Genomic DNA, 24,138 nt, shown 5'->3' on the forward strand with positions numbered 1-24,138 from the left:
CGCCGCGCCCGAGATTGGCCTACAGGCGGTGAGTCTTACTAGACTTGCAGCGGAACGGGGTTACTTGGCCCCGGGACAACTTTTTATTAGGCTTGGCAGGTTTGCGCCCTGCGCATCCGGCAAATCCGGGTGTGTGCGGCTTGCGCAAAGATGCACAGCGGGCAACAAGAACTCATGGAAGAGGCGTAATACACGTGCCAGAGCAATCCATCCACCGTCTACCCGAAGAATTTGGCGGCAACGAGTGGCTCGTCGATGAACTGTATGAGCGCTACAAGGGCGACAAGAATTCAGTGGACACAAAGTGGTGGCCACTCTTTGAAGGGTTCGCCGCGGATGATGCGGCAGGCAATGGCCGCCACACCGCAGCACCGGCTCCCATCACCGCCCAGATCCCGGTAGTGCCGGCCCCCGCAGCAGCCGCGCCCGTGGCCCCTGCCGCTCCCGCAGCAAGCACGACGGCGGCAGCTCCGGCCGCCGCCCCGGCAGCACCCGCCGCGGCCCCCAAGGCCCAGGCCGCACCGCGGCCCCCCGCCCCCGCCAAGGACGCAGCCCGCACCGGCACCACGCCCATCCCGGCCCAGCTGCCCAAGACTGCCAAGGACAAGTCCGTCCCGGAAGAGTCCGTCAAGACCATCCTGCGCGGCCCGGCCAAGGCCATTGCGGCCAACATGGTCACGAGCCTGGAAGTGCCCACGGCCACCAGCGTCCGTGCCATCCCGGCCAAGCTGCTCATTGACAACCGCCTGGTCATCAACTCCAACCTTGCCCGTGCCCGCGGCGGCAAGGTCTCCTTCACCCACTTGATCGGCTACGCCGTCATCAAGGCCCTGGCCGCCTTCCCGTCCATGAACGTGATCTACGACGAGATCGACGGCAAGCCCGTGGCCGTCCAGCCCCCGCACGTGAACTTCGGCATTGCCATTGACATGCCCAAGCCCGACGGCACCCGCCTGCTCATGGTGCCGAACATCAAGCGCGCCGAGACCATGAACTTCGCCGAGTTCTGGCACACGTACGAGGACCTGATCAAGCGCGCCCGCGCCAACAAGCTCACGGCAGATGACCACTCGGGCACCACTGTCTCGCTGACCAACCCGGGCGGCATCGGCACCGTGCACTCCGTGCCGCGCCTGTCCAAGGGCCAGGCCGCCATCATCGGCGTCGGCTCGCTGGACTACCCGGCCGAGTACCAGGGCGCCAGCCCCAAGATCATCGCCCAAAACGCCGTCTCCAAGATCCTGACGCTGACCAGCACCTATGACCACCGCGTCATCCAGGGTGCCGGCTCCGGCGAGTTCCTGAAGAAGGTCCACCAGCTCCTGCTCGGTGCCGAGGGTTTCTACGACGAGATCTTTGAATCCCTGCGCATCCCCTACGAGCCCGTCCGCTGGAGCCTGGACGTCCAGGTTGACCCGGCCGACGAGATCAACAAGGTCGCCCGGATCCAGCAGCTCATCCACTCCTACCGCGTGCGCGGCCACCTCATGGCCGACACCGACCCGCTGGAATACGTCCAGCGCAAGCACCCCGACCTGGACGTGCTCACCTACGGCCTGACGCTGTGGGACCTGGACCGCGAATGGCCCACGGGCGGCTTCGGCGGCAAGGCCAAGCTGCTGCTCCGCGACATCCTCGGAGTCCTGCGCGACGCCTACTGCCGCACCACCGGCGTGGAGTACATGCACATCCAGGAGCCGGAGCAGCGTGCCTGGTTCCAGGACGAGCTGGAGCACCCCTACTCCAAGCCCAGCCGCGAAGAGCAGCTGCGCATTGTCTCCAAGCTGAACTCCGCGGAGGCGTTTGAGACGTTCCTGCAGACCAAGTTCGTGGGCCAGAAGCGCTTCTCCCTGGAGGGCGGCGAATCACTGATCCCGCTGCTGGACTCCATCATCTCCGACGCGGCCGACGACGGCCTCGACGAGGTTGCGATCGGCATGGCCCACCGCGGCCGCCTGAACGTTCTCACCAACATCGCCGGCAAGACCTACGCACAGGTCTTCCGCGAATTTGAGGGAACCCAGGACGTGCGCAGCATCCAGGGCTCCGGCGACGTCAAGTACCACCTCGGCACCGAGGGCACCTTCACCTCCGACGCCGGCAACGAGACCAAGGTCTACCTGGCCGCCAACCCCTCGCACCTGGAAGCCGTCGACGGCGTCCTGGAGGGCATCGTCCGCGCCAAGCAGGACCGCCTGGACCAGGGCGAGAACTTCCCCGTGCTGCCCATCATGGTCCACGGCGACGCCGCCTTCGCCGGCCAGGGTGTTGTTGCCGAAACCCTGAACCTGTCCCAGCTGCGCGGCTACCGCACAGGTGGAACCATCCACATCGTGGTCAACAACCAGGTTGGCTTCACCACGGCGCCGTCGTCCTCGCGCTCATCGGTGTACTCCACCGACGTGGCCAAGATGATCCAGGCCCCCGTGTTCCACGTGAACGGCGATGACCCGGAAGCAGTGGTCCGCACGGCCCAGCTGGCGTACCAGTTCCAGCAGCGCTTCCGCAAGGACGTTGTCATCGACCTGGTCTGCTACCGCCGTCGTGGCCACAACGAGGGTGACGACCCCTCGATGACCCAGCCGCTGATGTACAACCTGATCGAGGCCAAGCGCTCGGTGCGCCGCCTGTACACCGAGGCATTGATTGGCCGCGGCGACATCACCGAAGAGGAAGCCACGCAGCTGCTGCGTGACTACCAGGAACGCCTGGAGCGTGTCTTCGCCGAGACGCACGCCGCCCAGACCTCCCCCATCCCGATCATCACCAAGGATTCGCAGGCCGTGTCCGACCTGGAGCGCCCTATCGCGCAGCAGGCCGACTCCGGTGTCAACGATCCCCAGGTCACGGCCATCAGCGCCGACGTGCTGGCACACATCGGTGACACGCATCTGGCCATCCCGGAGGGCTTCGAGGTGCACCAGAAGCTCAAGCCGCTGCTGGAAAAGCGTGCCGCAATGTCCCGTGAAGGCGGCATTGACTGGGGCTTTGGTGAGCTCACGGCCTTCGGTTCGCTGCTCATGGAAGGTGTTCCCGTCCGTGTGGCCGGGCAGGACTCCCGCCGCGGCACGTTCGTGCAGCGCCACGCGGTCTTCCACGACCGCGCCAACGGCAACGTGTGGACCCCGCTGGCGGAGCTCAGCGAGGACCAGGCCAAGCTGTGGATCTACGACTCCCTGCTGAGCGAATACGCCGCCATGGCGTTTGAGTACGGCTACTCGGTGGAACGCCCCGACGCCCTGGTGGTGTGGGAGGCCCAGTTCGGCGACTTCGTCAATGGTGCCCAGACGGTCATTGACGAGTTCATCTCCTCGGCCGAGCAGAAGTGGGGCCAGCGTTCCTCGCTCGTGCTCATGCTGCCGCACGGCTACGAGGGCCAGGGCCCGGACCACTCCTCCGCCCGCATCGAGCGCTTCATGCAGATGTGTGCAGAAGAGAACATGATCGTGGCCAACCCGACCACGCCGGCCTCGCACTTCCACCTGCTGCGCCGCCAGGCCTACCGCCGTCCGCGCAAGCCGCTGATCATCTTCACCCCGAAGCAGCTGCTGCGCCTGAAGGCTGCGGCATCCTCGGTGGAGGACTTCACCCAGGGCGGCTTCCGCCCCGTCATCGGGGAACACGCGGCACTGGACAACAACGCCGTCGACCGCGTCATCCTGGTCTCCGGCCGCCTGTACTACGACCTGCTCGCCGCACGCGACAAGGCCGGGGACACCAAGGCAGCCATCGTCCGCGTGGAGCAGCTGTACCCGCTGCCCCTGGATGAGATCAAGGCAGAGCTGGCCAAGTACCCCAACGCTGACATCGTCTGGGCGCAGGACGAGCCGGCCAACCAGGGACCGTGGCCGTTCATGGGCCTGAACTTGGCCCCCGAGCTGGACCGCAAGCTGGGCCGCAAGCTGGGCCGTGTTTCACGCCCGGCCTCGGCCTCCACGGCAACGGGTTCGGCCAAGAACCACGCTGTTGAACAGACGCTGCTGGTCAAGCAGGCGTTCGAGCGCAGCTAGAACCACACTGATGCCCGGTCTGCACCATCAGGCCGGGCATCTTTTTATTTTTTTCGCTTGAAGTGCACAAGGAAGAGGGCGCCGTGGAAAAACGGGAACTGCGAATAGTGGCTGTTGGGGACGAGCTGGTTGCAGGTGTGGGCGACCCCCGCGCCCTGGGCTGGCTGGGACGGGTCCTGGCCCGCACGCCGTCGGACGCCGTCTTGATCGAGCCGTTTGTCATGGCGGCCCCGCGCGAGGGCACGGAGGCGCTGGCCGGCCGCTGGCTGCAGGAAGCCGGCCGGCGCTTTGACGACTTCCACGAGAACCGGCTCGTGATCGGCCTCTCCGGCCGCGACATCGAGTACGGGCTCTCCACTGCGCGCAGCCGGCTGAACCTGGCCAACATCCTGGACGGCGCCACGCAGCTGAACATCCCGGTGTTTGTTGTGGGCCCCCCGCCGTCCCTGGACCCGGCGCTGAACCGCAAGCTGGCAGAGCTGAACACCGCGTTCGCCGACGTCACCACACGCCGCAAGCACCACTATGTTGACACCTTTGCCCCGCTGCAGAACCACGAGCAGTGGCGCAACGATGTCGCCGCCAACGCCGGATCCCCCGGACAGGCCGGCTACGGCCTCATGGCTTGGCTCGTGCTGCACCGCGGCTGGTACCAGTGGCTGGAGATTCCCGAGGCGGTCTAAGGCTCCCTCCCGCGCCGAAGGCGCAGTTGTTGCCGGTATCCACGCGGATAACGGCAGCAACTGCTCCTTCGGCGCTTTTTTATTTCGCGATATATCTTGATCTGCGGCGAAACGCGTTATATCGTGAAGTCATACACGCGATATAGCTCGAAGAAGGGAGCAGTCATGGACCAGGAATCATGGTCGGTCAGCGAACCGCAGACCATTGAGCTCGCCGGCGTCGCCGAGGTCAAGGTGGCGCTGGTCAAGGGCCGGTTCGACATAGTGGTCACGGAAGGCACCGGCACCACCTTGGAAATCTCCGAGGTGGACGGCCAGCCGCTGGAGGTCAACTTCAGCAACGGCACGCTGAAGGTGGAGCACTTCAACGCATCCAACTGGCTGCAGCGCCTCATCAACTTCCAGCAGGCCGCCACGGCCGTCATCAGCATCGCCGTTCCCGCCGGCACCTTCGTCACGGCCAGCACGGTCAATGGCGACGGCATGGTCAGCGGCAGCGCCAAGACCACCCTGCGCACTGTCACCGGATCCCTCATGGCCGACGCCACCGAGGGCATGCTGAACCTTGACACCGTCAGCGGGGAGATTATTGCCCGGGACCACCGCGGCCCCCTGGTGGTCAAGAGTGTCTCCGGGGAGGTCATGGCCTCGGGCCAGATGAGCGATGTCCGGGCCAGCACAGTCTCCGGAAACGTCAGCTTTGACCTGCACGGGCACCCCAGCAGCGTCAACGCAAAGTCGGTCTCGGGCGACATCACGGTCCGCGTGCCGCAGGACTGCGGCGTCAACGCCACAGCCACGAGCGCCTCGGGCACGCTGCTGCTCAACGGCGAACGGTTCAGCAACCTGGGCCAAAACACCAACGCCTCGGCCGGGCCGGATTCGCCGCGGCTCACGGTGCACACCTCCACCGTCTCCGGCACCGTTTCGATTGTGCATGCCCAGCCGGAACGGCAGAACGGGCCCTCGCTTGCAAAGGAGGACTCCTGATGCCTCCCGTCTTCGCCCACGGCGCCCTCCGGCTTTACCTTTTGGCAGCACTCGAGGAAGGGCCCCAGCACGGCTACGAAATCATCCGCGCCCTCACCGACCGCTTTGGCGGCACCTACTCCCCCAGCGCCGGCACGGTGTACCCGCGGCTGGCCAAGCTTCAGGAGGAGGGGCTGCTGGAAACCACCATGGACGGCCGGCGCACCATTTATTCGCTGACGCCGGCCGGGCACGCCGAGCTTGACCGCCGGCGGCACGAGCTCAACGAGGTGCAGGCCAACATCACCGCCTCCGTGCGCCGCCTGGCCGACGACATCCGCACCGATCTGCAGGAGAACATGCGCAGCCTCAGGGCAGACCTTGCCGCGACTGCGGAGACGGCCAGGACTGCGGCCAGGCCCGCCCCCAAGGCGCCCCACCGCGAACCCGCAGGAACCGGCAGGGCCCTAAAGGAGGCCGAATTTGCCTTGGCGCAGTTCCGCGACGACATGCGCATTGAGCTGCGCCTGCACGCTGCCAAAAACGGCCTGGACGAGGTGGCAGTTGACACCCTGCGCAGCGTCCTGGACCAGGCCGCCACGGCCCTGAGGTCCACTTTGGGGCGGTGAACCGGCCCGCCGGTTAGGTGCGCATGTGCCACTTATGCGAAACTAGAAGCAGATCGGTTTTGAAGATCTTTTAGATGATTGGAGGCAGCTATGTCGAAGCGTTCACGTAAGCGTCGGGATCGTAAGCGTGGCGGCGCTAACCACGGTAAGCGTCCCAACACGTAAGTCTTGACTTATAAAAACGAAAGCCCGCTCCGCCATCCGGCGGGGCGGGCTTTCGCATGTCCGAAAGACAGCGATGCCGGCGGCTACACTGCGGCCGGGCTGCTTCCATGCAGGCGTGCCAAAATGGCGGCCTTGAGGGTCTCCGGCGCCGCTTCCTTGCAGGAGCGCTTCACGACGGAGCGGATGACGCACTCAAGGTCGTACTCGTCCGAACAGTCGGTGCAGGTGTCAAGGTGGGACTTGATGTCACCCAGGTCCTCGCGGGACAGTGCACCGTCGAGGTATTCATAAATCCGAACGATGCGCTCGTCGCTGCAATCGCCCAGGCTGTGGCAGTCGCCCATGGTCATTTCTCCGTTTCAGTCATTGGGTCGGCATCCTTGAGATACCCGCGTTCCACGGCGTAGTCCGCCAACATTTCACGCAATAGCTTTCGTCCCCTGTGGAGCCGTGACATCACGGTTCCAATGGGGGTGTTCATGATTTCCGAGATTTCCTTGTACGCAAACCCCTCCACGTCGGCGAAGTACACAGCCAGGCGGAATTCCTCCGGAATGGCCTGCAGTGCGCTCTTGACGTCGGAATCGGGCAGGTGGTCCAGGGCGTCGGCCTCCGCGGAGCGCAGGCCCCGGGACGTGTGCGACTCGGCCCTGGCAAGCTGCCAGTCCTCAATGGAATCCGCATTCGACTGCAGCGGTTCGCGCTGCCGCTTGCGGTAGAGGTTGATGTACGTGTTGGTCAGGATCCGGTACAGCCACGCCTTCAGGTTGGTGCCCGGCTTGTACTGGTGGAAGGCGGAAAACGCCTTGGTGTACGCCTCCTGGACCAGGTCCTCGGCATCGCTGGGATTGCGGGCCATGCGCATCGCCGCCGAATACAGCTGGTCGACGTACACCATGGCATCGCGCTCAAAGCGGGCGCGCCGCGCCTCGGTGCTTTCATTGGCAACGTCCACGTCCGCGACGTCCGTCACGGCAGCAGCTTCGGCCTCGGTTTCAATGGCAGGCACGGCAGTTTCGGGCACCGCAACGGCTGCAGCGGTCGCGGATTGCGCCGCGCCGGCGTCCTGTGCGGAGTCTATGGCTTGTCCAGGCTCGGAAATGTTCATCACTGCTGAGTCTATGCGCACTCGCAGTTTCAGTCCCGTTGCCGGTGGTGCCAAGTGGCCCAGAGTTTGCATTGCCGCCTTTCCTTCGCGCCGGATGTACCAGTGGATGGCAACGCTTCCCGCGTTGCCCGGCCGGCACCTTTCACACGGCGTCGACAATCATGCAAACCGTGCAAAGCCGCCGGATATTCCGCATGCACCGCAAACGGTGCGGCAAATCATGGGAGACTTGAACACAGCATGAGCCAACGGCCAGGCGGCCCCGGCCGCTTGGCCGTTGGCTGCCGGCACCACTGAAGGAGACTTCCTTGTCAATTGTTCGCGCTCTCGCCCGCCCCATGCTGGCGTCCTCATTCATCTTCTCAGGCCTGGACAGGCTGCGCCACGCGGACCAGACGGCGGCCCAGCTTGCCCCGGTCCTGCGCCCGCTCAGCTCCGCGCTGCCCATTGAGGCCAGCGAAAAGACCCTGGCCCGGGTCCTCGCCGGCACGCAGCTCGGCGCAGGCGTCCTGCTGGCAGCCGGCAAGTTCTCCCGGCCCGCCGCCGTCGTGCTAGCCCTGACGGCCGGGCTGACCACTGTGGTTGAGTACCGCAGCGCGGACACCAGCACCAAGGAAAACCGGGCACACCGCCGCAACCAGCTGACCAAGAACATTGGCCTGGTGGGCGGGGCCCTGCTGGCCAGCGTGGACACCGCCGGCCGCCCCGGCCTGGCCTGGCGCGCCGAAAAGCTCGTTGAGAGCGGCAAGAAGACAGCCAAGACCCAGTTGAAGAATGCGGACAAGCAGGTCCGCGCGCTCGCACACGACGTGACAGGACAGTAACCACCCATGAGCACCGCCCTTTGGCCCGCACCGTTTTGCGCAACACCCCTGGATGCCACTGTGAGAATCCCGGCATCCAAGTCGCTGACCAACAGGTACCTTGTCCTGGCCGCCATTGCCGACGGCGAGTCCCGGCTGCGCTCCCCCCTGCAGTCCCGTGATTCCGAACTCATGGTGGGCGCGCTGCGTGCCCTGGGCGCCGGCATCACCGAGGTCCCCGGCACGGGCGATGTCCCCGACCTGGTGGTCACCCCCATCCCGGCCGGCTTCCAAGCTCCCGCGGGCGGCATCGCGGTGGACTGCGGACTGGCCGGAACTGTCATGCGCTTTGTCCCGCCGCTGGCCGCCCTCGTCACCGGCGCCGTGAGGTTCGACGGCGACCCCGGCGCGCTCGTGCGCCCCATGGCCCCCATTGTGGCCGCCCTGGAAGGCCTCGGCGTGCGGGTCGAGGACGGCGGCGACGGTTTCCTGCCGTTCACCGTCCACGGCACGGGTTCCGTGGACGGCGGCCATGTAAAGATCGACGCCGGCAGCTCCTCGCAGTTCATCTCCGCCGTGCTGCTGGTGGCCGCCCGCTTCGGCAACGGCATCCACCTGGAACACACGGGCGAATCCGTGCCCAGCGTGGACCACATCAGCATGACAGTTGAGATCCTGCGATCCATGGGAATCTCGGTGGACGATTCCACCCCGAAGCACTGGATCGTTCAGCCGGGCCGCATTGCCGGCTTTGACGTCTCCCTGGAGCAGGACCTCTCCAACGCCGGCCCGTTCCTGGCCGCAGCCCTGGCCACCGGCGGCACGGTGCGCATCCCGGAGTGGCCCGCCAACACCACCCAGGTGGGCGACAAGTGGCGTGAAATCCTGCCCCAGTTCGGTGCCACGGCATCGCTTGAGGACGGCATCCTGACTGTCACCGGCGGCCCCGAAATCCGAGGCGTGGACCTGGCCGACACCTCCGAGCTAGCCCCCTCCATCGCCGCCATCTGCGCCCTGGCCGCAACGCCGTCTCGCCTGCGCGGCATTGCCCACCTGCGCGGGCACGAGACCGACCGCCTCGCCGCCCTCGTGGCGGAGATCAACGCCCTGGGCGGGAGCGCCGAGGAGACCGAGGACGGGCTCATCATCAACCCCGCTCCCCTGCACGGCGGCGTCTTCCACAGCTACCATGACCACCGCATGGCCACGGCCGGGGCCATCATCGGCCTGGCAGTGCCCGGCGTCGAGGTGGAGAACATTGCCACCACCTCCAAGACCATGCCGGAGTTCCCGGCCATGTGGGCTGCCATGGTGGCCCAAACGGCCGAGCCGGGCGGCGGCATGGACCATGCTGCGGCGGTTGAAGCCGGGGCATAGGGCATGGCAAAGGACTACAGCAACTGGGACGAATCCGATGTTCGGGTGCGGGCCAACAAAAAGGGCAGCCGCCCCCGCACCAAGGACCGGCCCGCCTACGAGGAAGCCATCATTGGCCGCATCGTCACGGTGGACCGAGGGCGCTACACGGCCATCATCGATGAGAATGAGCCCAGCGAACGGACACTGATCGCCGCCAGGGCCAGGGAACTGCGGCGCAACCCCGTGGTGGCCGGAGACTTCGTGGCCCTCGTGGGAGACACCTCAGGCAAGCCGGACACCCTGGCCCGCCTGGTGCGGATCGAGGAACGCCGCACACTGCTGCGCCGCAGCGCCGATGACACGGATCCCGTGGAGCGTGCCGTGGTGGCCAATGCCGACCAGCTGGTCATCGTGGTGGCCGCAGCCAACCCGGAGCCCCGCACCGGCTTCATCGACAGGGCCCTGGTGGCCGCCTACGACGCCGGCATTGCACCGCTGCTGTTGATCACCAAGGCGGACATCAAGGACCCCTCGGAGCTGCTGGCGAACTACGAGCACCTGGACATGACAGTCATCATCAGCCGGACGGCAGCGGACGGCGCGTCAGGCATTGACGCCCGCAGCGACGACGGCGACTCCGCCCTGCTGGCCGGCGGCGCCGTGGAGCAGCTCCACGGCTACCTGGACGGCAAGGTCAGTGTCCTGGTGGGGCATTCGGGCGTGGGCAAGTCCACCATGGTCAACGCCCTGACGGGCTCCCAGCGCGCCACCGGCGGCGTCAACGCCGTCACGGGCCGCGGCCGCCACACCTCCTCCTCGGCACTGGCACTGCGGTTGCAGGACGCCCAGCCGGGGTCCTGGATCATCGACACCCCCGGCATCCGCTCCTTCGGCCTGGCCCATGTGGACGCGGACCGGATCCTGCAGGCCTTCCCCGACCTGCAGCCCGGCACCGACGACTGCGAACGCGGCTGCAAGCATGACACCGCCGCCGTGAACTGCGGCCTTGACCCCTACGTTGCCGCAGGCCACGCAGGCGACGCCGGACCGGCCCGCCTGGCTTCGCTGCGCCGCCTCCTGGGCACCAGCGACCGCACGGAAGGCCGCGCCGCGGAGAAGGAACTGGGCGTCACGGAGTAGTCCCCACCCGCCGGCCCGGGCACCCGGCGAGGCGGAGCAGGCGTTTTTTGTAGGCGACGTAAAGGAGACGCCAAAGGCCGCCCGCGGCCGACGTGTCGGATAGTCGCCGGAAAAATGCCTGGCCGCCCCGACTGCAAACCATCGCCAACGTTCAGCAACTGTTCACCCCGCGGCACTGGCGTCCTGGCGGGGGTTGGCACTAAACCGCGATAGCGTGAACTACATGACGACCGAACCCCAGACGTACAACGACGACCTCCGCCTGGCCCATGTCCTGGCCGACAGCGTGGATTCCCTGACCATGTCCCGCTTCAAGGCGCTGGATTTGGCCATTGAGACCAAGCCCGACCTGACGCCGGTGACGGATGCCGACAAGGCCGCCGAGGAGTCCATCCGCAGCCAGCTGGCCCGGGTTCGCCCGCGCGACTCCGTGCTGGGCGAGGAGTTCGGCAGCAGCGGCCACGGTTCACGGCGCTGGATCATCGACCCGATCGACGGCACCAAGAACTTTGTGCGCGGCGTGCCTGTCTGGGCCACGCTGATCGCCCTGGTCGATGACGGCGTCCCCGTGGTGGGCCTGGTCAGCGCCCCCGCATTGGGCAAGCGCTGGTGGGCTGCAAAGGGCACGGGCGCCTACATGGGCAAGTCATTGGCCGCCGCCACGCGCATCCGCGTCTCCAATGTTGCCGAGCTCAAGGACGCATCGCTGTCCTACTCCTCGCTGGGCGGCTGGGCCGAGCGCGGCAACCGCGAGGAATTCCTGGCCCTGACCGACGACGTCTGGCGCACCCGCGCCTACGGCGACTTCTGGTCATACTGCATGGTGGCCGAAGGCGCCGTCGACATCGCCTGCGAGCCGGAACTGAACCTGTACGACATGGCTGCCCTGGTCCCGATCGTGCAGGAGGCCGGGGGCCGCTTCACCTCGCTCGAGGGTGCAGACGGCCCGTTCGGCGGCAACGCCCTGGCCACCAACTCGATCCTGCACACCGAGGTCCTGCGGCGCCTGAACCCGAGCTGGGACGACCTCCTGGCCCAGTAGCACAGCTGAGTTAAGGAACGACGGCGGCCTCCCGCCGTCGTTCCTTTTTTTGCACCTTCCGCCCCGGTCCGGCGGGCAGGGGCAACGAAACGTAATAAATGCGGTGCCGAAAAACTTGGGCTACCATTTTTCTTAGGTCACGAGTGCCAGCGCTAAACCCCGGTTTGCTGGCCGGCAACCCTCCTTTCGCGGCGGGGTGCCCCGGGTGACGACCTGGCCAGGCCGGAGCGGTCATGGCAAGCGCGGACTACTTGGCAACCCAAGTGTCCTTGTAGTTGAAGGATTCACCCATGAGCCACGCCCTGCTGGAAAAAAACACACCCGAGGCACCGTCAATTGCCGCCTCCCCCCTGCTGCCCGTGGTGGGCCAGGACCTCGCAGCACCCCTCATCCAGGGCGGCCACGTCCGCTACGCAAACCTTGACTACGCGGCCTCGGCGCCCGCCGTCGAAGAGGTGGCGCAGCACCTGAACGAGGTTTTGCCGTACTACGCCAGCGTGCACCGCGGCGCCGGCTTTGCCTCCCAGGTGAGCACCTCGGTGTACGAGAACGCACGCACCATCGTTGCCGGCTTTGTGGGGGCCCGCCCCGATGACACCGTCATCTTCACCCGGAACACCACCGATTCGCTGAACCTGCTGGCCGGCTGCGTGGAGTCCATCCTGAAGCAGCGCGGCTATGCCGAGGGCCGCTCCAACGTCCACGGCGAAGTCCTGTACCTGGACATTGAGCACCACGCCAACCTCCTCCCGTGGCAGGCCCTCCCCCACCGCTCAGTCGTGGCCGCCGGTTCCATCGCCTCAACCTTGGCACGCGTGGAGACCCAGCTGCGGGCCGGAAACGTGCTGCTGCTGGCCGTCACGGGTGCCTCGAATGTGACCGGCGAGGTGCTGCCCGTGGCCGAACTGGCCGAACTGGCGCACCAATACGGCGCCCGGATTGTGGTGGACGCCGCCCAGCTGGCCCCCCACCGCCGGATCGACCTGGCCGCCAGCGGAATCGACTACCTGGCGTTCTCCGGCCACAAGCTCTACGCCCCCTTCGGCTCCGGCGTGCTGGTGGGCCGCCCCGACTGGCTCGACGCCGGCGCCCCGCACCTGGCCGGCGGCGGCGCCGTCCGGGAGGTCCGGCTGGAGTCGACAACCTGGACCGAGGGCCCCGCCCGGCACGAGGCAGGCTCCCCCAATGTGCTGGGTGCCGCCACCTTGGCCAAGGCCGCCAACGTGCTGTCATCGCTGGATGCCGACGACTGGCACTGCCACGAGCAGGAGCTGCGCTCCCACCTGGTTGACGGGCTCAACGCGCTCGAGGGCGCCACTGTGCACTCGCTGTTTTCCGACGCCGACACCCACCCGGGCTGCGGCAGCATCGGCGTGGTGAACTTCTCCGTGACCGGCTATGACGCCGGCTTGGTCGCCGCCTACCTGTCCGCCGAGCACGGCGTGGGCGTGCGCGACGGCAAGTTCTGCGCCCACCCCCTGCTGAACAGGCTGGGCCTGCCGTCCGGCTCGCTGCGTGCCAGCTTCGGCGTGGGTTCCCGGCTCGAAGACGCCCAGCGTCTCATCGACGGCGTTGCAGCCCTGCTGCGCGACGGGCTGGGCTGGGACTATGTGGTTGATGCCGGCCGCTGGGTCCCCGCCAACGACAACCGCGTGTACCCGCACTGGGCCCCGAACACCCCGGGCACCGCCGGCGCGGCCCCCTGCACCACGGAGGACTGAGCGGGCCGGCCCGTGCCGCGGCCGCGGTAAAGTTGTACGGCGGCAAACCGCACAACTTTTCCAAGGAGCGTACATGACAGGCACCGGCGGACCGGTCTTCGACGCCGAGCGGCGCAGGCACATGGCCGCGGCCTTCCTCGAAGGCGGGGACCACTACCACCGGGTCCGTCCGGGCTACCCCGCCGATTCGCTGGACTGGCTGCTGGCCGGCGCCCCTGCCCCCGTCCGGGACGTGCTGGACGTAGGGGCCGGAACGGGCAAGTACACCCAGCTTTTGGCACAGCAAGGCTGGAGCATCACCGCCGTCGACCCTTCAGCGGACATGCTCGCCCAGCTCGCCGCCAGCCTGCCGGAGGCGCGCACCATGGTGGGCACCGCCGAGCGCCTCGAATTGGCCAGCGCCTCCATGGACCTCGCTGTGGTGGCCCAGGCCTGGCACTGGTGCGATCCCCTGGCCGCCAGCACCGAGATTGCGCGCGTGCTGCGCCCCGGCGGAACACTGGGTCTCGTCTGGAACCAGCTCGACGTCGGCATCCCCTGGGTGCACCGGCTGGCCCGGATCATGCACGCCGGTGACGTGCACAAGCCCGACTTCCGCCCCGCGGTGGGCCCGGAGTTCTCCGTTGCGCAGCCGCACGACAGCCGCTGGTCCCAGACCATGACTCCCGAGGGCATCATGGAACTGGCCAAGTCCCGCAGCTACTACCTCAAGGCCTCCGGGCACACCAGAGCCAAGGTCATGGCGAACCTGGCCTGGTACTTCTTCGAGCACCTGGGCCTTGCCCCGGGGCAGGAATTGGAACTGCCCTACGTGGCGCAGAGCTGGCGGGCCCGGAAGCTGTAACAAACAGCCCCCACACTCGACAGCGGCCCATCACACCCCCTATAGTTTCGGTATGCCTAAATATTTGAATTAGGTCTGACGAAGGATGGAATTGTGCTCGACACCGCCAAGGAAACACGGCTGCGCCGCCCACGCGGTGGACTGCTCCTGCTGCTGGGACCGGCCTTTGTTGCGGCCATTGCCTATGTGGATCCCGGCAATGTGGCCGCCAACCTCACCTCCGGCGCCAGCTACGGCTACCTTCTGGTGTGGGTCCTGGTCGCGGCCAATGTCATGGCCATGCTGGTGCAGTACCAGTCCGCCAAACTGGGTGTGGTCACGGGCAAGTCCCTCCCGGAGCACCTGGGCCAGCGCTTCGGCACCCGCAGCCGCCGCCTCTACTGGCTGCAGGCCGAGCTCGTGGCCATGGCCACCGACCTGGCCGAGGTGGTGGGCGGCGCGATTGCCCTGAACCTGCTGTTCCGGATCCCCCTTCCCGTGGGCGGGCTCATTGTGGGCATCGCCTCCATGGTCCTGCTGAGCGTGCAAAACCGGCACGGCCAGCGCCCCTTTGAATCGGTCATCATCTTCCTGCTCGTGATCATCACGATCGGCTTCCTCGCCGGCCTGGTGCTGAGCCCGCCCGACCCCGCGGGCGTGGCGGGCGGTCTCGTCCCGCGCTTTGACGGCGCCGGAAGCGTCATGCTCGCCGCCGGCATGCTGGGGGCAACTGTCATGCCGCACGCCATTTACCTGCATTCCCAACTAGCCAAGGACAGGCACCCGGACTCACGCAGCACCCCGGCGCGCCTGCGCCAGATCATCAAGGCCACCCGGGTGGACGTGGTCCTTGCCCTGATCCTGGCCGGCGCCGTCAACATCGGCATGCTGCTCCTTGCTGCCTCGACCCTCGGCGGGATTGCCGGAACCGACAGCATCGAGGGTGCCCATGCGGCAATCGTGGACAACCTGGGGCCCGTGATCGGCGTCGTGTTTGCCGTGGGCCTGCTGGCCTCGGGCCTGGCCTCCACCTCGGTTGGCGCCTATGCCGGCGCCACCATCATGCACGGGCTGCTCAAGGTCCGCATTCCGCTGCAGGCCCGGCGCATGGTCAGCCTGATCCCCGCCGTCATCTTGCTGTCGGCCGGAGTGGACCCCACCTGGGCGCTGATCGTGAGCCAAATTGTGCTCAGCTTCGGCATTCCCTTTGCCCTCATCCCGCTCCTTCGCCTGACGGCCAGCAAAGACATCATGGGCGTGCACCGCGACGGCCTGCCCCTCCGCCTGGCCGCACTGGTCAGCGTGGTGCTCATTGTGTCCCTGAACGCCGTGCTGCTGTGGCTGACGTTTACGGGCCAGGCCTGATCCGGCGGCAATCCGCCGGCGGCAGCGGGTAGGCTGGGGGACGTGAAACAGACAGCCACCTCCTCCAGCATCGAAGACTATGTCAAGGTCATCTATGCGTACACGGAGTGGCAGGACAAGCCCATCACCTCCTCCGCCCTGGCCGCCAGGCTTGGCGTGGCGAACTCCTCGGTGTCCGAGATGGTGCGCAAGCTCAAGGACCAGGGCCTGGTTGACCACCAGCCCTACAGCCCCATCCACCTGACCCCCAAGGGCCTCACGCTCGCACTGGCCATGGTCCGGCGGCACAGGCTCCTGGAGACGTACCTGGTCCGGGAGCTGGGCTACACTTGGGACGAGGTCCACGACGAGGCCGAGCAGCTTGAGCACGCCGTTTCCGAGCACTTTATTGAGCGCATGAGCGCCAAGCTGGGCCATCCCGTCCGCGACCCGCACGGCGACCCCATCCCGGACCCGCACGGCCGCATCACCATGGCGCCCTCGCACCGGCTGGACGAGCTCGATGCGGGCCACACGGGCCGCATCTCGCGCATCAGCGACCACGACCCCGAATTGCTGCGCCATCTTGAATCACTGCATATAGGCCTCGACACTGAACTGACGGTGGTGGGCCGGCCCCGCTTTGGCGCAGGGCTGCAGGTGCTCCTTGCCGGTTCCACGCCCGACGCCGGTCCCCAGACCCTGGGCGAAGAGGTTGCGGCATCGCTGTGGCTGGCTTCCACGCAAACGCATCCGGGATGCTCCGTGCAGGAGCTCACCGGGGGCTCGCTCATGAGCCCGCACACCGCGCACTAGGGCGGCCACTGCCCGTTCAGCGGGCCAGGTGCCGGGAGACGGCCAGGTTCGCCACGGCGAACACCGCCATCAGGGCGCCCAGGACAGGTGCCCCGGCGGCAAACAGGGCCGCCGATCCGGCCAGGAAGGCGCCCAGCGACACCCAGCGGACCGCACCTGCCCCCAAGCGGCGTTCGCTGCGCGGCGCCAGGAAGACGCCCCACAGCACCACTGCCACGGCCGGGATGCCAATGCCCAGCAGCATGTTCCAGGGCGGGGCCTGTGTGAACCCCCAGAAGACGAAGGCCGAGAGCATGGCCACCTCCAGCGCGAACCCCACGAGCGCGTTGGCCAGCCCCAGCCCGGCCCCAGCCCGGACCTGTGCCCTGGCGCGTTCCCGGGATTCGGCGCGCTGTGCCGTGTCGACACCGGGCTGCCGGGTTGTCTGCTTGTCCAAGATTTTCCTTACGTCCCCTGCTCCTGCTGGTCCATGTCGGCGCGCCGGCGGCGCAGCACGTAGCGCTGCACCTTGCCACTGGGCGTTTTGGGCAGTTCCGCCACAAAGTGGATCCTGCGCGGGTACGCATGGGCGGCAAATTTTTCCTTCACGAGCTGCTGCAGTTCCGCAGCCAGCGCATCGGAGGCCTCCGCCGGGTCATCGAGGACAACAAAGGCCTCAAGAACCTCGCCACGGATCGCATCGGGTGTGCCGATCACGGCGGATTCGGCCACGGCCGGGTGCCTGGCCAGCACGGATTCCACGTCAAAGGGGCCAATCCGGTAACCGGCCATGATGATGACGTCGTCATCCCGCGAGGAGAAGTAAATGCAGCCGTCGGCGTCGCGGCGCCCCGAATCCCCAGTGATGTACCACTGCCCGTCGGCGGACTGGCGCTCGGCGGTCTTTTCCGCATTGCCCACGTAGCCGGTGAACCACATGAATGGGCTGCCGGGGACATTGACAGCCACCCGCCCCGCTTCACCGGCGGCGGCCGGGGCGTCGCTGTCCGCTGCCAGCACATCCACCTGCCAGCCGGGCAGCGGCCGGCCCATGGAGCCGGGCCGCAGCGGTTCGCGCAGCCCATCCGCCCAGGCGTTGCCGGCCACCATGCCCAGTTCGGTTTGTCCGTAGTGGTCCCGGACCTCAATCCCAAAGGCTTCCCTGCCCCAGTCAATGACGTCCGGGGTCAGCGGCTCCCCGGCGCTGGAGGCGCGGCGCAGGGCATGGGCGCTGCCGGCGGCCGAGCCTGCCCGCAATGAGCGGTACACGGTGGGGGCGGCGGCGAAGTTGCTGACCGCAAACTTGTCCATGACTGACCATGTCAGGCCGGCATCAAAGCCGGCGGTCAGCAGAAGGGAGCGGTGCCCGGCGGCCATGGGGGCGATGATGCCGAAGTAGAGTCCGTAGGCCCAGCCGGGATCGGCCATGTTCCAGAAGACGTCGCCGTCCTGCACGTCCAGGCCAAATTCCTGGTAGCCCACAAAGGAGGCCACTGCGCCCAGCGGAATGGGGACGCCCTTGGGGGTGCCGGTGGTGCCAGAGGTGAAGAGCTGCACGAGTGCACCTCCGCCGCCCACGGCGACGGGGACGCCGTCGGGCTTGTCATTGGGGTCCGCCACAAGTGAAAACGGACCGGTTCCGGCCACCATCTCTGCCATTGAGTGGTCATAGCCGAAGGCTTCTCCCCTGGCCACGACGATGGGCAGGGAGGCGTCGGAGGGGACCTCGCCCGGGGGGACAAGCTTGCTGCGCTGTCCGGCGTCGCAGATGGCCAGGCGGGCGCCGCTGGCCTGCAGGCGGAAGTCGATCGCGTCGTGGGCGAAGGCGGTGAACAGGGGAACATCCACGGCACCCAGGCGCCAGATGCCCAAAAGGGCTATGACCAGTTCCGCGGACTTGCCCATGAGCGTGGCCACGTGGTCCCCGCGCCCCACCCCCAGGGAGCTGAGCGCGGCGGCGAACCGCGTGGATTTCTCCCGCAGTTCGCCGTAGCTGATGTCGACGTGGCCCAGATGGGCGTCGACGACGGTAAAAGCAGTGTTGCCCGCCGGGCGCCGGTCGCACAACAGCTCGGCCGCGTTCGCACCGGGCACCGCAAAGGTGTCCAGCAGCTCCTGCACTCGTGAGGTCATGGTCGGCTCCTGTGGTGGGTCGCGCCCTGGCCGGCGGCACGCAGCTGCGCACCGCCTTGGGTCAGGACTGTTTAGCCTTCACAGTCCTTGCAGAAGAGCAGTCCGTTCTTTTCACGCGCAACCTGGCTGCGGTGGCGGACCAGGAAGCAGGACGAACACGTGAATTCGTCCTCCTGGGCCGGGATGACCTGGATGATGAGTTCCTCGTTGGAGAGGTCTGCACCGGGCAGGTCCGTGCCTTCTGCCGTGTCTGAATCTTCGACGTCGATGTGCGCCGTCTGTGCACCGCCGCGCTGGACCTGAAGAGCCTGAAGTGACTCTGTCTCGTGGTCTTCGTCCTTGTTGCGGGGTGCGTCGTAATCCGTTGCCATTCGGTTTTCAAACTCCTGAAGTGCTGGTGGTTGTGGCTGGGTCTTTCAGCGCCCCATCCTAGCCCTAGAAAGCAGGATTTGTGCCGTTAAATTCCCAATGTTTTCCCACAGCATAGGTGATGGTGCCCAAATTGTGGTGTATTGTCACGAATTTTCGCATCGCGACCCGACGCCATCGCCGGAATTGTGGGGATTCTCACCCCCAAATACGCTCCGCCGGCCACCATCGCGGGGTCCCCGGGCGTGCCACGGCGGCCCCGGCAAACTAAACTTGATCCAACATGGCAAACAACTCTTCCTCCCGCCCGACGCTCAACCGCCGGCAAGTGGCCCAGGCCCTGAACATCCCGCCGGAAATGGCTGCGCGGAACGGCATCCCCTCGCGCATGGCCGCCGAGGAGGTGGCCGCCATTGACGCGAACCCGCCAGCCTGGCTGGCCCAGTCCCGTGCCAACTCCACCGGCAAGCGGCCCGTGTGGGTTGAGTTGCGCTGCTACCTGTGCGACTTCCATGAAGTGGCACGGCCCAAGAAGTGGTGGCCCGAGTTCAGCTTTGTGATCTGCGATTTCCACGGGAACTCCGAGCTGCCTGATGCAGCCCCCGGCTGGCGCCGCAGCGAGTACGACGGCGTGGGCTCGCGTTTCCGTGGCATCGTCGACTCCCAGGACCCCTGAGCCGCCCTCGGGGCGCTCCCGGCTTCCTCGCGTAGACTTCTCGGCGTGACGGTCCCGGCAAAACTCTTTCAGCAATGGCTTGGCGCCGTTGCCGGCAACACCAGCCAAGCCGCTGTGTGCCGCGCAGCGGGCATCAAGCGCTCCACCCTGGCCCAGCAGCTCGTGCGCGGCCGCGTCTCCGTGGCAACGGTGGCCGCCGTGAGCCGATCGCTGGACCTGCCCGTCGTGGGCACCCTGACGGTTTTCCCCAAGTTCAGCGACCTGTCCTCCGGCATGAAGCCACCCACCAACGCCGAGTTGATCAGCCAGATTTCCTACGCGGACCTGCTCCAGGAAATCCTCAACCGCAACGTCGCAGTCGAAACGGCCGCCGCCGCGGAGACCATCAGGCTATCCCCCGTGCCGCACAGGTTTTCCGTGCGGGACTGGCTGGACGCCATCGACGCCTCCGACCTGAGGCAGCAAGTGGCCCGGCGGGTCGCCATCGCACCGCAAAACCTTTCAGCCCAGATCAGCGCCAACAGGCTCACGGCCGAGCTGGCCGTTGAAAGCGCCCGCATCGCCGGGGTGGGCCTGGCCAACGGCCTGGTCTCCACCGGGTTCCTCAGCCCCGAGGAGGCGGGCTGGGAACCGGATTCCCGGTCGGCCGCGCTGAAGTCAACCTCCAACAGCGCCCTGGTGCTGCTGGCCGCCCAGCGCCTGGACGCACTGGGCAAGGTTTTGCGGCGCAATGAAGACGACACGGCGGCAGCACAGAGCATTTGGGAGAACCTGGGATGACATTGACACTTCAGTGGGTCGCCTTGGCAGTTTGCCTGGGGTGCACGGCCTGGCGCATTCCGGCCCTGGCACAGCGCCGCAACCGCGGCATGTTTTGGACCTTTGCCTTTATCTCCATCTGCGTCGCCCTGAGCATCCATGCCATCTACATGCCGCTGGACGGTCTTCTTGGCGGGCGCAACCTGACAAATGTGTTCCTGCGCCTGAGCCTGTTTGCCGTCTTCTACCTGCTGGCCTCCAGGGTTGCCGCCGCCTACAACTCACCGCTGGCCAGAAGGCTTATCAAGGGACCCGTGGGGCTGGCCATACTCATTGCCTGCTCCCTGGGCATTTGGATCAGCTACTTCCTCTCGGATGTGGACGGCTCCAGCACGGGGATGGCCAGCCTTGCCGACCAGCCCTCCATTGAGGCCTACAAATGGTTCGGACAGGCCTACATGGCCTACGCCGCAGCCGTGGTGGTCATTCCCACGGCGAAGGCAGCCTTCTCCAACCGGCCCCCGCTGGACCGGGCCGCAGCACTGTTGATGTGCATTGGCTTTGCCATGGTCTGCGCCACCATGCCACTGCAGCTGCTGGAAGACGGGGCCATTGAGACACGTGTGGCCTTCGCTTCAATCATCTTCGTGGCGGCCGGACTGGCGCTGGTTTGGGTGTCGTTCATGCGCAGGCCGGTGCCCCCCAAGCCGCGCAGCTAGCAACAATCCAGGGCAGCCCGGAACTCGATGTACACAAATCCATTAGTCTCTGGCATAATAATGAATGTGTGAACATGGTTTGCCAAATCACAATGCACATAACTTTGGGGGTGGGTGGTGGCCCGGTCTAGCGACCAGGCCACCACCCAATTATTTAACCCCCCGGAACACGAGCTGTTGCAGTTGACATACACTGATGTGGTTGTGGCTCCACGCAATGAAGTACCGGGGGAAGGGACTTGCGGGTCGCATGAGTTTGGCCGAATACGACTATGACGGAGCCCTCGCGGGCCGCGCGCCCCGGTTGCCCGGCAACCACTTAGTTCTTTCCCGTCCCCGCCTGACTGACCTTCTGGAAGCGGGCGCGGCGGCTGCCTTGTGCATCCTGCGCGGACCCCGAAACAGTGGCAAGTCAACGGCCCTGCGGCAATGGGCAGCGGCCACGGACCGCACGTTGGTGTGGCTTCACCTGACGGAGGATACCGGGTCCGTGGCGCAATTTTGGCACCAGTTCCAGGGTGCCTGTGCCGCCGCCTTCGGCACCGCCCCGCCCCTGCAGGAATTTCCCCGCGCGGGCCCGCCCCCATCACACGCCATTGCTGCCATGATCCACGGCGTGCCACCCTTCACGCTTGTCATCGAGAACTTCCACTGGGTTCAGTGCCCGGATGTTGAGGCGGGGCTGTTGCGGCTGCTCGACCATGCCCCGGGGCTGGGCATCGTCCTGGCAGCCCGGTCTGCCCTGGTCGTAGAAGGCCTGCAGGCCACCTCGGGCGTTGACTTGTGCGTCGTGGGACCGGAGAGCCTGCGCTTTGATGCAGCGGAGGCAGCGGCCTTCCATGCAGGCAGCACGCTGGCTCCAGTCAGCGCTCCGCTCAACGAGCGGCTCCATGGTTCGCCTGCTCTGCACGGCTCGGCCAGGCGGGCTTCAGCGCAGCCGCGGAGGCAGAACGTGAGTCTCGTCGAGGACATTGCCCTCAAGGTTGCCGCGTCATTGGGCAGGGAATTCTCCGCCACGAGCTCGGAATGGCTGGATGACAGCATGGCAGGGTTTGTGGCAGCCACAGTTTCCCTGCAGCATTTCGACCTTGACCTTGCCCGGATTGTGGCACCCGGCCGTGACGCAGAAGCCATGGTGCGCCAGCTGCAGGAGATGGGCTTCCTGTGGTCCCGGGATGCGCATGGGACTGTCGTCCACGGCTATCCGGAGATCATCCGGCAGTCCCTGGACACCGTTCTGGCGGGGGAAATTTCCGCCCGCCGGACCGAATCATTGTTGGCGGCGGCGGAGGCTGAATCAGCCAGGGAAGAGTACCTGCCTGCCTTCAGCTACGCGATTGCCTCCGGAAACTACAAGATGGCCTCAAGCTTGATTGTCCGTTCCGGCCTCCAGTTGTTGTTTGAGGCCAATGCCGAGTTCGCCAAGGCCCTCAAGTCCGTCCCCCACGTACAGATCGTCAAGCATCCCTTGTTGGCACTGGCCCTGGGCCTGATCCATACCGTGGACAGCAGGACCCGCTTGACAGGTTTGGAGTACTTTGACTTGGTGCTGGCCTCTTCCAGCGTCCCTGGCCGGACTCTTCCCCCTGAGGAGCGCCTGGCACTCAACCTGGCCCAGACCGTCGCACTGAGATTGACGGGCCAGTTCAAGCAGGCGGCCGCGATGTCCCGGTCGTGCCTGAAAGACCACACCGAGCTCGCGCTGGCCGACAGGGACCAGCTGCCACTCCTGGAATCCATCGCGCTGGCCCATTGGGGCTTGTCGCTGATCTTCGCGGGCGACTTTGCTGCGGCTACCAAGGCCCTGCACCGCGCAGTGGCTGCCGGTGGCGCTGCCGGCGGAGCTGCGGGGTCGGAGCAATCAGTGTTCTTTGCGACATCCCTGCTGGCCTACCGCTACGCCATTGACGGCGACCTTCACCTCGCGGCCGAGTACGCCTCATCCGCGCAGGCGTGCATGCCAGATGCCCTCACCCTTGAGCTGTACCACCAGACACCCCTTTACGCGGCCCTTGCCATGGTCGAGCTGGGCAGATTGGCCCCCGAGACGGCCGCCGGCCACCTCGGGAAGGTCCTTTCGGAGGCCACGACCAGCGAGTTTTGGGGCAGGTTGAGGGTCATTGAGGCACAGATTGACTTGCTGCGTGGCCACGCGGGCATTGCCTCGGGGCGGTTGGAGCTGGCCCTGGCCAACAGGAAGGAACTGCCGGCATTGAACCCCTTGGATGCCGCCGTCCTCGGGGCAGTGCAGTCCGATCTGCTGCTGGCCAGCGGCAACGCCTCCGCCGCTGCCGCCCTGCTGGGCAAAAACGGCGGCGGCAGGGGAACGTCTGCCAAGTTGGCCCAGGCCCGCCTGAGCCTGTCGATGGACCGCTCCGAGGAGGTGGTGGGATTGTTGGGCGCACCACTGCACCGTCCCACCGCCGTGCAGTCCCTTGACGCCCTGGTGCTGCTGACGGCCGCCCGGCTGCACTTGCAGGCACCACCCACACTGCGTGCCGACATCGAAAGAATCTCGGGCATCGCTGCTGCGCTGGGAAACAGCTGGCCGCTGGCCATGTTGCCGGCCAAGCCTTTGGAATGCCTGACCTCGGCATGGAGCCAGCTGGGTGTCCCAGGTCCACCGGAACCCGCAACGGCACTCATCCCGGCGTCACTGTCAATGGTCACGTTGACCGCCCGCGAAGCGTCGATCCTGGCGACCCTCGCCACGACGGGCGACCGTGCGGCGATTGCCCGCATCCATTTCGTCAGTCTCAACACCATCAAGTCCCAGCTGCGCACGCTGTACCGGAAACTGGGCGCGGCCAGCCGGGAGGAGGCGCTCCTCGTGGCGCACCGGGAGCACCTGCTCGACTGAGCGGCCGGCACTCGCGCGAGGCGCCCGCCTC

General features: G+C 66.6%; 22 protein-coding genes and 1 riboswitch. Of the genes, 17 read left to right on the forward strand and 5 right to left on the reverse strand.

The features are described from left to right. Positions 1-194: 194 nt before the first annotated feature. The 5 genes from PCK14_RS03725 (at position 195) to PCK14_RS19340 (ending at position 6,456) form a co-directional block, all read left to right on the forward strand. Positions 195-4,010, forward strand: a complete 3,816-nt coding sequence (locus tag PCK14_RS03725; protein ID WP_269937123.1) for a multifunctional oxoglutarate decarboxylase/oxoglutarate dehydrogenase thiamine pyrophosphate-binding subunit/dihydrolipoyllysine-residue succinyltransferase subunit — start codon at positions 195-197, stop codon at positions 4,008-4,010. Between the two features lie 83 nt (positions 4,011-4,093). Continuing rightward, positions 4,094-4,693: a GDSL-type esterase/lipase family protein gene (locus PCK14_RS03730; RefSeq protein ID WP_269937124.1), complete on the forward strand. Its 600-nt coding sequence runs from the start codon at positions 4,094-4,096 to the stop codon at positions 4,691-4,693. Between the two features lie 165 nt (positions 4,694-4,858). Further along, the gene (locus PCK14_RS03735; protein WP_269937125.1) at positions 4,859-5,683 is read left to right on the forward strand and encodes a DUF4097 family beta strand repeat-containing protein; all 825 of its coding nucleotides are present in this window, start codon (positions 4,859-4,861) and stop codon (positions 5,681-5,683) included. Then, positions 5,683-6,291: a PadR family transcriptional regulator gene (locus PCK14_RS03740; protein WP_269937126.1), complete on the forward strand. Its 609-nt coding sequence runs from the start codon at positions 5,683-5,685 to the stop codon at positions 6,289-6,291. Before PCK14_RS03735 ends, PCK14_RS03740 begins: the two co-directional genes overlap by 1 nt. Positions 6,292-6,381: 90 nt before the next feature. Further along, positions 6,382-6,456 carry a 50S ribosomal protein bL37 gene (locus tag PCK14_RS19340; protein WP_411802843.1) on the forward strand — a complete coding sequence of 25 codons (75 nt, stop codon included), beginning with the start codon at positions 6,382-6,384 and terminating at the stop codon, positions 6,454-6,456. A gap of 83 nt (positions 6,457-6,539) precedes the next feature. On the opposite strand, the gene rsrA is transcribed toward PCK14_RS19340, so the two are convergent. Both rsrA and PCK14_RS03750 read right to left on the reverse strand, forming a co-directional pair. Beyond that, positions 6,540-6,800, reverse strand: a complete 261-nt coding sequence (gene rsrA, locus PCK14_RS03745) for a mycothiol system anti-sigma-R factor (protein ID WP_269937258.1) — start codon at positions 6,798-6,800, stop codon at positions 6,540-6,542. Between the two features lie 2 nt (positions 6,801-6,802). Further along, positions 6,803-7,564, reverse strand: coding sequence for a sigma-70 family RNA polymerase sigma factor (locus PCK14_RS03750; protein ID WP_333474340.1), 762 nt, complete (start codon positions 7,562-7,564; stop codon positions 6,803-6,805). Positions 7,565-7,872: 308 nt separating this feature from the next. Here PCK14_RS03750 and PCK14_RS03755 point away from each other — a divergent pair, with 308 nt between their 5' ends. The 8 genes from PCK14_RS03755 to PCK14_RS03790 all read left to right on the forward strand — a co-directional run bounded on the left by PCK14_RS03755 (position 7,873) and on the right by PCK14_RS03790 (position 16,612). Continuing rightward, positions 7,873-8,388 carry a DoxX family protein gene (locus PCK14_RS03755; RefSeq protein ID WP_269937128.1) on the forward strand — a complete coding sequence of 172 codons (516 nt, stop codon included), beginning with the start codon at positions 7,873-7,875 and terminating at the stop codon, positions 8,386-8,388. A gap of 6 nt (positions 8,389-8,394) precedes the next feature. Continuing rightward, positions 8,395-9,744, forward strand: coding sequence for a 3-phosphoshikimate 1-carboxyvinyltransferase (aroA, locus tag PCK14_RS03760; RefSeq protein WP_269937129.1), 1,350 nt, complete (start codon positions 8,395-8,397; stop codon positions 9,742-9,744). A 3-nt stretch (positions 9,745-9,747) separates the two neighbouring features. Next, the gene (gene rsgA / locus PCK14_RS03765; protein ID WP_269937130.1) at positions 9,748-10,866 is read left to right on the forward strand and encodes a ribosome small subunit-dependent GTPase A; all 1,119 of its coding nucleotides are present in this window, start codon (positions 9,748-9,750) and stop codon (positions 10,864-10,866) included. Positions 10,867-11,089: 223 nt separating this feature from the next. After that, complete coding sequence (hisN, locus tag PCK14_RS03770; protein ID WP_269937131.1) at positions 11,090-11,908, forward strand: histidinol-phosphatase; 819 nt, start codon at positions 11,090-11,092, stop codon at positions 11,906-11,908. 135 nt (positions 11,909-12,043) lie between these two features. After that, positions 12,044-12,157, forward strand: a riboswitch (SAM riboswitch). Between the two features lie 41 nt (positions 12,158-12,198). Next, a complete protein-coding gene (locus PCK14_RS03775) occupies positions 12,199-13,629 on the forward strand; it encodes an aminotransferase class V-fold PLP-dependent enzyme (RefSeq protein WP_269937132.1) in 1,431 nt (476 codons plus the stop codon). Between the two features lie 73 nt (positions 13,630-13,702). Continuing rightward, entirely contained in the window at positions 13,703-14,473 is a 771-nt protein-coding gene (locus tag PCK14_RS03780) for a class I SAM-dependent methyltransferase (protein ID WP_269937133.1), read from the forward strand. A gap of 93 nt (positions 14,474-14,566) precedes the next feature. Then, positions 14,567-15,817, forward strand: coding sequence for an Nramp family divalent metal transporter (locus PCK14_RS03785; RefSeq protein ID WP_269937134.1), 1,251 nt, complete (start codon positions 14,567-14,569; stop codon positions 15,815-15,817). A gap of 42 nt (positions 15,818-15,859) precedes the next feature. Beyond that, on the forward strand, positions 15,860-16,612 hold the full coding sequence (locus PCK14_RS03790) for a metal-dependent transcriptional regulator (RefSeq protein WP_269937135.1): 753 nt from the start codon (positions 15,860-15,862) through the stop codon (positions 16,610-16,612). 16 nt (positions 16,613-16,628) lie between these two features. Here the strand turns inward: PCK14_RS03790 and PCK14_RS03795 are convergent, their stop codons facing one another. The 3 genes from PCK14_RS03795 to PCK14_RS03805 form a co-directional block, all read right to left on the reverse strand. Next, positions 16,629-17,048: a YrdB family protein gene (locus tag PCK14_RS03795; RefSeq protein WP_269937136.1), complete on the reverse strand. Its 420-nt coding sequence runs from the start codon at positions 17,046-17,048 to the stop codon at positions 16,629-16,631. An 8-nt stretch (positions 17,049-17,056) separates the two neighbouring features. Next, positions 17,057-18,724, reverse strand: a complete 1,668-nt coding sequence (locus PCK14_RS03800; RefSeq protein WP_269937137.1) for an AMP-binding protein — start codon at positions 18,722-18,724, stop codon at positions 17,057-17,059. A gap of 71 nt (positions 18,725-18,795) precedes the next feature. Further along, the gene (locus tag PCK14_RS03805; RefSeq protein ID WP_269937138.1) at positions 18,796-19,095 is read right to left on the reverse strand and encodes a DUF4193 domain-containing protein; all 300 of its coding nucleotides are present in this window, start codon (positions 19,093-19,095) and stop codon (positions 18,796-18,798) included. Positions 19,096-19,376: 281 nt separating this feature from the next. On the opposite strand from PCK14_RS03805, the gene PCK14_RS03810 reads away from it, so the two are divergent. The 4 genes from PCK14_RS03810 to PCK14_RS03825 all read left to right on the forward strand — a co-directional run bounded on the left by PCK14_RS03810 (position 19,377) and on the right by PCK14_RS03825 (position 24,107). Then, entirely contained in the window at positions 19,377-19,769 is a 393-nt protein-coding gene (locus tag PCK14_RS03810) for a hypothetical protein (RefSeq protein ID WP_269937139.1), read from the forward strand. 45 nt (positions 19,770-19,814) lie between these two features. Next, the gene (locus tag PCK14_RS03815; protein WP_269937140.1) at positions 19,815-20,549 is read left to right on the forward strand and encodes a hypothetical protein; all 735 of its coding nucleotides are present in this window, start codon (positions 19,815-19,817) and stop codon (positions 20,547-20,549) included. Next, positions 20,546-21,247 (forward strand): hypothetical protein, encoded by a 702-nt coding sequence (locus tag PCK14_RS03820; protein ID WP_269937141.1) that lies wholly within the window; start codon positions 20,546-20,548, stop codon positions 21,245-21,247. The genes PCK14_RS03815 and PCK14_RS03820 overlap by 4 nt, the downstream gene beginning before the upstream one ends. A 250-nt stretch (positions 21,248-21,497) precedes the next feature. Next, positions 21,498-24,107, forward strand: coding sequence for a helix-turn-helix transcriptional regulator (locus tag PCK14_RS03825; RefSeq protein ID WP_269937142.1), 2,610 nt, complete (start codon positions 21,498-21,500; stop codon positions 24,105-24,107). Positions 24,108-24,138: the final 31 nt, after the last annotated feature.

Origin of the sequence: Arthrobacter sp. HY1533 (assembly GCF_027568515.1) — a bacterium.
In the GTDB taxonomy this organism is placed as follows: Bacteria; Actinomycetota; Actinomycetes; order Actinomycetales; family Micrococcaceae; genus Specibacter.

Coding starts and splice junctions, on each gene's coding strand:
- PCK14_RS03735 (WP_269937125.1), top strand. CDS start 4,859: ATGGACCAGGAATCATGGTCGGTCAGCGAACCGCAGACCATTGAGCTC.
- PCK14_RS03740 (WP_269937126.1), top strand. CDS start 5,683: ATGCCTCCCGTCTTCGCCCACGGCGCCCTCCGGCTTTACCTTTTGGCA.
- rsrA (WP_269937258.1), bottom strand. CDS start 6,800: ATGGGCGACTGCCACAGCCTGGGCGATTGCAGCGACGAGCGCATCGTT.
- PCK14_RS03750 (WP_333474340.1), bottom strand. CDS start 7,564: ATGAACATTTCCGAGCCTGGACAAGCCATAGACTCCGCACAGGACGCC.
- aroA (WP_269937129.1), top strand. CDS start 8,395: ATGAGCACCGCCCTTTGGCCCGCACCGTTTTGCGCAACACCCCTGGAT.
- rsgA (WP_269937130.1), top strand. CDS start 9,748: ATGGCAAAGGACTACAGCAACTGGGACGAATCCGATGTTCGGGTGCGG.
- hisN (WP_269937131.1), top strand. CDS start 11,090: ATGACGACCGAACCCCAGACGTACAACGACGACCTCCGCCTGGCCCAT.
- PCK14_RS03775 (WP_269937132.1), top strand. CDS start 12,199: ATGAGCCACGCCCTGCTGGAAAAAAACACACCCGAGGCACCGTCAATT.
- PCK14_RS03780 (WP_269937133.1), top strand. CDS start 13,703: ATGACAGGCACCGGCGGACCGGTCTTCGACGCCGAGCGGCGCAGGCAC.
- PCK14_RS03800 (WP_269937137.1), bottom strand. CDS start 18,724: ATGACCTCACGAGTGCAGGAGCTGCTGGACACCTTTGCGGTGCCCGGT.
- PCK14_RS03805 (WP_269937138.1), bottom strand. CDS start 19,095: ATGGCAACGGATTACGACGCACCCCGCAACAAGGACGAAGACCACGAG.
- PCK14_RS03810 (WP_269937139.1), top strand. CDS start 19,377: ATGGCAAACAACTCTTCCTCCCGCCCGACGCTCAACCGCCGGCAAGTG.
- PCK14_RS03820 (WP_269937141.1), top strand. CDS start 20,546: ATGACATTGACACTTCAGTGGGTCGCCTTGGCAGTTTGCCTGGGGTGC.
- PCK14_RS03825 (WP_269937142.1), top strand. CDS start 21,498: ATGAGTTTGGCCGAATACGACTATGACGGAGCCCTCGCGGGCCGCGCG.